The organism is Halolactibacillus alkaliphilus (assembly GCF_900115465.1).
In the GTDB taxonomy this organism is placed as follows: domain Bacteria; phylum Bacillota; class Bacilli; order Bacillales; family Amphibacillaceae; genus Halolactibacillus; species Halolactibacillus alkaliphilus.
This window is the reverse complement of record NZ_FOWN01000051.1, coordinates 1-9034: the sequence shown is the minus strand read 5'-3', so window position 1 is coordinate 9034 and position 9034 is coordinate 1. Positions and strand designations below refer to the sequence as shown.

The window sequence follows — 9034 nt, the reverse complement described above, 5'->3', positions numbered from 1 at the left end:
ATTATTTTTTAATATTGTTTTAATTAAAGAGACCGTCGGTCTCTTCGTAGCGCGTAACACATCTTCACAAGCACGTTCCAATTCATAGGTCGCATATTTTCTCAAAACTTTTTTGAGTGTAAATACCGACTGGACGGCTTGCTTTTCTATTTGGGCATGTTTAAAGAAATAGTCCACCACCATTAATGTGTTAGGTCCGATATCTTTTCCCCAAGCTTTAGCGTTTTTAGGCGTTTGATCAATATATAATCGATGCTCATCAGGCATGTGATCAGGATTGGTAGACTGACGTCCATATTTACCATATAATCTGGTATGAGAGGCTATTCGCATATGGTTATAGAATACCTCTATCAGGTGATCTGTGGCTTTCACATCAACTTGTTGGCTAATATATTCATAGGGTACCGAATAAAATTGGCTTTTAACAGAGATGTGATAGTCTGGTTGGACTTTGGCGGTTAACCACTCAGACATTTGATATGGCATGGGCGGTAGAGGGGAAAGAAAGCCTTTTTCCTCTGCCAGAAATGCAGATCGTCTTGACCCTTCACGTTTAGTAAATGCTCTATCGTTAAACATCTCTAATTTCTGTTTAGCTAAACTATTCCACTCATCAAGCGAGAAACACTGCGAATGTCTTAATGAGGCAATAATCCAGGTTGAAATAGTTCTGACTGATCCTTCAACACTCGCTTTGTCTTTAGGTGCTTTTACGCGTGCGGGCATAATAATGGTATTGTAGTGATTGGCCATATCTTTGTATGTTGGATTCAATATCAATTGTTTACGTGAATGTTCTTGTACACCTGTTTTTAAGTTATCTGGAACGAGGATCTCTGTCACCCCTCCAAAGTAATCATAGGCATGCGTGTGAGCTTTAATCCAGCTAGTCATATTCATACTCAAGAACCCTTCAACGTAAGATAATTGACTGCTTGGTAAAGTAGCGACAAAAACATACACATCAACGACTTCTCCAGTATCACAATCAAAGATAGCACCCGTTGATCCAGCCCAATCGACTTCTAATATTTCTCCTGGTCTTCGTTTAATTCGCATTGTTGCTTTATGCCGTGCGGCATAATTTTTGTAATGTCGTACAAAAGATCGATAAGAGTAAGGAATGGCTTTTTCTGATCGACATTGTGCTTCATATTCATAATGAAGCAGACTCAGTGTCACATTCTTCTTAGCTAGTTCCTTGTGAATATACTCAAAATCAATGGCACGATAACTTGATTCTTCTTCAGATTTTTCTGGATATAAAAACTCTTCTAACCACTTGTCTGACACATCTTCAAGAGTTTTTAAGTCGACTTCCTTCTCTTTTGCCACCTCTAAAACTGTCGTAATCTTTTGTCTGGAATGCCCTGTAGCTGAACTGATACTTCGGATAGAGAACCCTTCCGCTTTCATAGCTAGCACTTTCCTGTACTGAAACACAAAAAAACCTCCCTATAATGATGTCATACACCACCATCAAAGTGATGTATGCCCTTTCATTATACAGAAGTTTTTTTAAGTGGTAAGTAGCTTGGCAAACAGTGGTACAATTGTTGGCAATCACTGGACATAAACTTGGCAAGCCTGGTAAATATCATTGGCAATAGTCAAACGGTCGATTGTATGTTTGAAGCGCTTGACTCGCCTTGTTAATTTCACGTTGAACCGTTGTTGGAGAGACAGCACAATCACGTGCAATATCCTTTACTGAACGAGCTTCAGCTGATTTTACCCTAGCTTGAAGGCGCGTATCTTTAGAGATGAAACATCCTTCATTAACTAGCGATGTTTTCGCCACGAACGTTGTCTGACAATGTTTACAGTAGAAGCGCTGTTTTCTTAATTTGAGATACGTCTTTTTCGTTATCCCAGCTGGAATAACAATCGTCGACGTTTTTGTGCCATTTTTAATAATGGTATAGTCTTCGTTTTCAACGCGGCAACGATCACAGTGCGTCGGGGTATACGTGAGTGTGCCTTCTAGAAATGTGCAGAGGATTGTGCCCACGCGGGCACAATCCTCTGCAAAAATAATATTTTTATCTTGAATATCAAAGGCGATTCTTATAGTATGAGATATAGACAAGTGAGTTCCCTCCTAAGGATTAGTTTTGGTCGACTTTAATTCTACAGGGTAGCTCACTTGTTTTCTACATTTAACCAGAAAAAAGGTGCTGGTGAGTTATTTTAGTAAGCAATATTTGCCTCACTAAAAATCCCTTCACCAACACCAAATATTATACAACCAATAAAGTTAACTTTATTGTAAATGGAGGATGGCACATAAGGTATATACTCGTTCTATTGGCGCTTACGCTAAAAAGTTATATAAATTCCCACATAAATAGCGGGAATTTTACCAGACTTCAAATTTTAAATCTCATATATTAAATCTAATATAACTGCGGTCATCGAAACTACAATATCCTGCCATCATACCTTTTGTTTGTTTATTTAAACTACAACAAGTTGGGTCCTCTTTTAAAGCATCCATAAGCGTTTTTTCACTAGAATTCAAAGTTGGCTTGACATTAAAATACCCATCACTTGCAAAAACAATTTCATCACCTTCACTTACGTCAACTTCAATAATAGGCAATAATTTTTTCACATATCCATTTAAAACTGGATATCCAAACTCATGATTAGTATTCTCAAACTTATATTGCTCAACCAAGAGAGGTTTTATAAATTCTCTACCTATATCAAGTTCCTTAACATCTACTCCGTAAATTCTATTAACAACACTTCTAATTCCAGCTAATTCTGTATCAATTAACTTTTCTTTTGAAAGTAATTTTTGATTGACTATATACTTACAATCTCCATAACTCCAAATTTTCTTGTGATAATCACTGTATATTACTATTGAAACTCTTAGCCAATCTAAAATAGCCGATTCTTCGATTTTTATTTCTTGCATTTTTTTACGTAACATTCCATTTAACTTTTCAATCAATTCATTCTTTTTAATATCGTACTTTATTTCATTAAAGGCCTCTAATACAACATTTTTTGCAATTTCACCTGACTTTTTTCCTTGCCATTTAAAATTTCCTTTTGAAGTAGCCCCGTCTACTAAAACAACAAAGTGTTGATTATAGTAAATACCGTCTTCAGAGTGTGAACCACTCTCTAATTTACTTTTTGTAAATTCTTCAATTATTTTCATTACTCTCTGACCTCCAATGGCTAATATAATACGCAAATGTTCCAGCAACCGCAGGTAATAAAGAATACTTTTTCTTTCCAAAAAATATCGTATCAGGAGCAATGAAAATCCGGGAAAGATCAGAAGTATTTATGAAAACCAATTTATCACCATCCTTTATGGTATCATATTTATCATTTTTTTCTTTTAAATATTTCTTGAAGTTTTCTTTTACTTCATCACTCGTATAATTGACTTTTGCTTTAAACAGAAACTGTGGCTTACCTCCTTCTAAGATATCTCTATAAATTGCAATCAAGTGTTCTTTTAAAGATATCTTTATACTACTGGTGTTAAGGCCTAGTTCATCTTTTATTTCTTCTTCTACTGCCTTTTCTAGACCATCTATCGTAAAACTTAGATCATCATTTAAACAGTATCTTGTCTTAAGTGAGGCGGCAATACTTGGACCTAGTGAGCCCTTACCTATCGAAACATTCATACTTCTTTTCACAAAAATAATATCACCATCTAGCGTCTCAATAAACACATTAAAACCTAAATGATTAGAAAGTTTTGATTCATCTAAGGAAACAATAAAAGGCCCTGGGTTTAGCATATTTCTTAATGTCATGCCTTTTTGAAATTCAAAGTCAATAGCTCTATTTGTAACTAATGAGTCGTAAAATGTGGTTCTAGATGTGAACAAATGTAATTCATCCTCTATTTCTTCAAATCTATCCAGTCTAACATTAACTTGATTGTATACATCAGATGTTGAGTGAGAATTAAATAAACTTGTATAATTCTCTTTGGCTATCTCATTAAGTTCGTAATAATTATCTTTTTTATCATTAATCACTATATTTTTATGATTTTTCTCATAATTAATTACGACTGGAAATTTATATACATAGCTATCTTTTCCATTCTTTTTTAAAGTATTACTTCCTGATTTATCACGAGCATAATCCTTAAATATATACATTTTATTATTATAAGTAACGAATCCATTTTCTAAGGGATATTTTTTTATTAAACGATTACTGTCTGTTTCTAGCTTCATATGATCTTCTAATTGATTTTTGAGATAACTAGATAATATGCCACTTAACAGTTTTATAATATATAAAAAAACAAAAGAAGCTATTAACGTTAAATCTAATAAATCCGATAACTTGAATACATATTTCTTGTTATATACAAATAAAATTGTGAAAAAAATCATACCAATAACAATCTGTAGATTTTCTTTCTCACATATTCTCAAAACCCATCGAAATAATTTTACTTTTTTATGCTTCATTCAAATAACCTCTTCTCTAAATATTTATCAAGAAATATGGAATTACCTTTATTTAAGCCTCAAATTGTGAAGTCAAATAAATCAATTTCATAATTACCCTTTTTAAAAATGGGCTGTTGTAAAATGAAATGCATAATACCGTTAGATATTAAAAAAGCCATGTTGATGCGCTATACTTATGAGTGACTAAACAAATAAGTTAGGAGCGCTCTACATGACTTAACATCATTCTACCACATTAAAACATACATTTAAACACTTACCAGATATAAAGTGGACGAGTTACACTTAATTAGACAGTTTCGTTAAGGTCGTTTAAACTTATGGGACTAATCACTCGGGGGAGAGACCAACCATGGAAAAAAGAGCAAGCCGATCATTCTCAACAGATCTTAAAGAACAAGTTGTCAAACTGTACCTAGCTGGAAAACCTAGAAACGAAATTATTAAAGAATACGAATTAACACCATCTGCTTTTGATAAGTGGATCCGTAAACATAAGAAACAGGGTCGTTCAAAGAAAAAGATAACCGCACACCTTATGATAATGCCGTCGCAGAAGCTGCATTTAAAACACTAGAAACAGAATTTGTTTTAGGAGAACAATTTGCTTCTTAAGAAGCATTAGACCTTGGTTTATTTGATTATGTCAATTGGTACAACAACATCAGGATACACGGTTCACTAGGCTATCAAATGCCCGCTGAATATATGAAAAACAGAGCGGTGTACTCCGCATCATAAAGAGACGTGCACTTTATTTGGAGAGGCGAGCGTGCTAGCCTCTATGGCAGAGCCAGATGTTTTCATCATCTGGTTGCCGGGCTCGATTGCATGCGAGTAGGGGCTCGAAGTCAAGTGACAATAAGCTAGCAGTATCAATGTAAGAGTTTAAAATACTAAGAAGCGTTAGTCTGAGTACCGCTCCTTAAAAAGTTGTACAGTTTTATGTTGACATACCAAATCTTCCTCAACGTAGACCATCCCGTTCCGCCCTTCCACCTTCCGGTTCGGACCAGCTTTATACAGCTTACAATTAAGTGGACCATAACAGAACGTCTCAAACCGATACTTTCTCCGACCTCTCGGCTTCCAGTTATCTACAATAATCTCAACAGGCATCCTAGCTCCCCACATACAGCTACTACACTTACTATCATAGGTTCTGGCTGCAAGCCTTCGATGTCCTCTTTCTCTGTAAACTTCCAGCTCCGGCGGCACCAGTTCCCATGGTGATGAAGTGCTACCAGTGGTACCAGGTGAGATGAGTTTAAGTTTAGAGACCTTATAATATTCAACTGGCTCCATATCAGGATCCGGTACTGATACACACTCTCCTGAGATAACATCATTCACTTTGAATTCATGTTTAGCATGGGCTGCTTTACCGATGCCGATGGAGAAGGTGGCATTAGTGTTATCCAGTTCTCCCTCCAAGGTAATGGCATAACCAAGGTATGTATGGGAAGCTTCATCGAAGGATCTGGTTAGACGGATCCTGGGCTGGATTGATATGATGGTTCCTGTGAAAGTTGATTTATCCATAATGGTTACAGGCCTCCTTTCAAAAAACTCCTCTTAGGTATTTTTCATTATTTGCCCCTGTTTTTGTTCCAACTTTTCAGTAGTACTATTGATGTTTTCAATAAATCCATTAAAACTTTCTAAAATAACCTTTTCTTTCTCTTGGATACTAGAACTAATGAATTCATCAGTCAAATTAAGTCCCTTATCCACAAGTTCGTTTAGCTGAAGATAAAGCTCTTTATTGTTTATCATTACAAGCTCATCTGAATATTTGTCCCACTTTGAATTACTCCATTCAAATCTACAGCTACTAATTTTATTTGTTAGTCTCTTCAATTTATAATATTTCTCGCAGATAAGAAAAAGTACATCATCATCACTATGCTTTGTTGAAAACCCATGTTTATAGTGTAAATCGAATTCATCTTGCTCAAATTTCTCGCTTAAAACAATATCGTCATCAAAAGAAAAAAGAGGTATCTGATCATATAAGTTAATGACATCCTTTTCTTCTTTAACTGAGTTTTCAGCAAAGTTTGCAAGAAGGTCATATATTTTCCTAGTAGCTTTAAGCGATGATGAATCTTTATCTATTTCTAATAACTTTTCATTATTGGTAGTTTCATAAAGCCTTTTATATATAGCTTCAAACTCCTTATACACCGTCCTAGTTGAATTATTCTGAAATTCTCTCGACAAATTTTCTTTTTCCTTTTCTAACTTCGCAAGAGTAACTAAGCTTTCATTGCGAAGTAATTCATTATCATATGTTTTAAATTGCTCTTCGTCTATTTTATTTTTAACATCTTCAATTTTTTGACCCAAAATATATAGTATATTCGGCTTGTCGAATATTTTGTCACCAAAACGAAACTGAAAGTAGTCAGTCTTAATTTTATATAAATCGTCTAATACATCAATCAATAAATTTTTAGCAAAAACCACCGGAAACTCTAATTCTTTTTCTACACTATCTTTCTCGCTCTTTAAACTTACTAATTCAGAAAATTCCAACGCATTACTCTTAAGCTCATTCTTCACAAACTCAATGTATACATTAAGCCGATTATTTTCCTTTCGTCGAATAGAATTTTCTGCAAGGTTATATGAGATGTACGCTGAAGTAATCGGTACAACAATTCCTACAACAATTGTACTCCATGGAAGTTTTTCTAACCAATTAACAGCACTGTTCAATATAATAAGTAACTCTACTATTTCATTATTCATTTTTATCGCCCTCTATTGGATGTAATAATTATTTCAAAAGAAATTTTGATAACATAGGGATAAATGGTGCAAAAACAGTCATGTGATTAGCGGCTGACTGAATAAATTTATTGTATTTTTCAGCATAAGTTTCCTTCCCAATATTATCTCTTAGTTCATCAATGGTCACCTCTAATTGACCTCGATCATCAATGCTTCTGGCCAAATCTTTCAGGGTTTTAAATAATTGCTCATCTTTTGCCGTTAATGTATAGTTAATAGACTGATCAGTTGAATGTATGTTTATTTTGCCGCTTTGATTATTAATGTTATAGGTCTGCCCCGTACTACTGTTTAATGATGATTTGTATTTTGATTCTTTTTCGACTTTCACCTGATAGTTATCTGGAATTCCATGCATTCCTCGATAGAATCCTCTATCTAAAACAACTAATCGCTCTTCATTTCCATTAGGAAGGGTTCTTATAATAATATCCTCTTCTTCAATTGAAACAGAAGTGTCTTCGATAAATACTTTCCCAGTTTCAACTAATGCTTCAATGTTATCAGAAATGCTACCGTCCTTCTTAATCAACTTAACTTTTTCTGTTGGAAAATTGGATTGTCAACACTAAATCAGACAATTTTCTTAAGGGCATTTCTTTTAAATTCTACAGGCGTCAGGTAGCCTAGTGTTGAGTGAATTCTTATGTTATTATACCAATTCACATAATCTGCTAGTTCGATGCTAAGTTCATCTAGCGACTTGAATATATACCGATTTGAAAACTCTGTTTTAAATACTTTGAAAGTGGCTTCAGCAACCGCATTGTCGTATGGACACCCTTTTTGACTCAGAGATCTTTTAATATCAAACGTTTCAATCAACCCTTCAATTACATTGTTTTTAAACTCGCTACCACGATCTGTGTGGAATATGGAAATATCGTTCAAATTTGCGTTTATCCGTGAGAAAGCTTGATAAACGAGCATTGCATCCTTCTTTGGACCAGCACTATAACCAATAATTTCTCGGTTAAACAAGTCAATTAATATGCAAACATAATTCCATTTTCCTGCAACCCTGACATAAGTCAGATCACTTACAACAACTTCTAATTGCTCTCTATTTGTGAAGTCTCGTTTGACTTCGTTAGCAGTTAAATCTTCATTTGAAGGCTTTTTATGAGGCTTGTATTGCGCAATTGTATATGTTGAAACGAGACCGTTTTCGCGCATAATTCGTCCGATTTTTCGTCTTGAAACGACTTTGCCTTCGTCATTGAGTTTTTTTTTGATCTTACGGGTGCCATAATTGTTTCTGTTTTCTTTGAATATTCTAATGATATCTTGGGTTAAAGATTTATCTTCTACTTTGGATTTTACTTCATAATAGTACGTACTTCGAGATATGTTAAGGACGGCACACATTGCTGATATTGAGTATTTGTCTGTATTTGCTTTGATGACTTCTACTTTCGTCCTAGTATCAGCGCTGCTTGCTTTAAAATATCATTTTCCATTTTCAGATGTTCATTTTCTTTGCGAAGCTTGATTAATTCGTTTTCAGCATCACTCCTGTTATCTTTCTCTTTGAAAGAACCCGATTGCTGATGTTGCGTTATCCATCGATCTAACGAAGAGGGGGTAAGCTCATATTCTTTGAGAATAACAGATTTGGACTTACCATTGAGATATAACTGTACCATTTGATTTTTGAATTCATCTGTGAACTTTCTTCTTGGTCTTTTACTTGGCATTTATGGCCTCCTTAAGGTTATTAGTTTATTCTAATTCACCTTAAGAAATCTGTCCAGTTAAGTATAACCTATCCA

The 9034-nt window shown here is 34.6% G+C and carries 8 protein-coding genes and 2 pseudogenes; 2 read left to right on the top strand and 8 right to left on the bottom strand.

The window, feature by feature from the left end; translation table 11 throughout:
- The 4 genes from istA to BM163_RS13220 all read right to left on the bottom strand — a co-directional run.
- The coding region (gene istA, locus BM163_RS13235; RefSeq protein ID WP_089803649.1) for an IS21 family transposase at positions 1 to 1446 on the bottom strand (1446 nt) is incomplete at its 3' end.
- Positions 1447 to 1600: 154 nt separating this feature from the next.
- The gene (locus BM163_RS13230; RefSeq protein WP_089803648.1) at positions 1601 to 2092 is read right to left on the bottom strand and encodes a transposase family protein; all 492 of its coding nucleotides are present in this window, start codon (positions 2090 to 2092) and stop codon (positions 1601 to 1603) included.
- Positions 2093 to 2386: 294 nt separating this feature from the next.
- The gene (locus BM163_RS13225; protein ID WP_089803647.1) at positions 2387 to 3178 is read right to left on the bottom strand and encodes a hypothetical protein; all 792 of its coding nucleotides are present in this window, start codon (positions 3176 to 3178) and stop codon (positions 2387 to 2389) included.
- Positions 3165 to 4463 carry a hypothetical protein gene (locus BM163_RS13220; protein ID WP_089803646.1) on the bottom strand — a complete coding sequence of 433 codons (1299 nt, stop codon included), beginning with the start codon at positions 4461 to 4463 and terminating at the stop codon, positions 3165 to 3167. Before BM163_RS13220 ends, BM163_RS13225 begins: the two co-directional genes overlap by 14 nt.
- A 355-nt stretch (positions 4464 to 4818) precedes the next feature.
- Here BM163_RS13220 and BM163_RS13215 point away from each other — a divergent pair.
- Positions 4819 to 5000, top strand: a pseudogene (locus BM163_RS13215) (helix-turn-helix domain-containing protein); the annotation flags it as partial.
- Positions 5001 to 5207, top strand: a pseudogene (locus BM163_RS14065) (IS3 family transposase); the annotation flags it as partial.
- A 165-nt stretch (positions 5208 to 5372) separates the two neighbouring features.
- On the opposite strand, the gene BM163_RS13205 reads toward BM163_RS14065, so the two are convergent.
- The 4 genes from BM163_RS13205 to BM163_RS13190 form a co-directional block, all read right to left on the bottom strand.
- Entirely contained in the window at positions 5373 to 6008 is a 636-nt protein-coding gene (locus BM163_RS13205; protein WP_089803644.1) for a hypothetical protein, read from the bottom strand.
- A gap of 33 nt (positions 6009 to 6041) precedes the next feature.
- On the bottom strand, positions 6042 to 7220 hold the full coding sequence (locus tag BM163_RS13200; protein WP_089803643.1) for a hypothetical protein: 1179 nt from the start codon (positions 7218 to 7220) through the stop codon (positions 6042 to 6044).
- Positions 7221 to 7248: 28 nt separating this feature from the next.
- Positions 7249 to 7794, bottom strand: a complete 546-nt coding sequence (locus BM163_RS13195) for a hypothetical protein (RefSeq protein WP_089803642.1) — start codon at positions 7792 to 7794, stop codon at positions 7249 to 7251.
- A 41-nt stretch (positions 7795 to 7835) separates the two neighbouring features.
- Positions 7836 to 8959, bottom strand: a protein-coding gene (locus BM163_RS13190) for an IS3 family transposase (protein WP_089803438.1) whose coding sequence is annotated in 2 segments (ribosomal slippage) — positions 7836 to 8707 and positions 8707 to 8959 — 1125 coding nt in all. Because the reading frame shifts where the segments join, the coding sequence is not laid out codon by codon here.
- Between the last annotated feature and the right edge of the window lie 75 nt (positions 8960 to 9034).

Bases quoted from the DNA above. Each gene is read 5' to 3' on its own strand.
- BM163_RS13225 (WP_089803647.1), bottom strand. From the start codon at position 3,178: ATGAAAATAATTGAAGAATTTACAAAAAGTAAATTAGAGAGTGGTTCA.
- BM163_RS13220 (WP_089803646.1), bottom strand. From the start codon at position 4,463: ATGAAGCATAAAAAAGTAAAATTATTTCGATGGGTTTTGAGAATATGT.
- BM163_RS13205 (WP_089803644.1), bottom strand. From the start codon at position 6,008: ATGGATAAATCAACTTTCACAGGAACCATCATATCAATCCAGCCCAGG.
- BM163_RS13200 (WP_089803643.1), bottom strand. From the start codon at position 7,220: ATGAATAATGAAATAGTAGAGTTACTTATTATATTGAACAGTGCTGTT.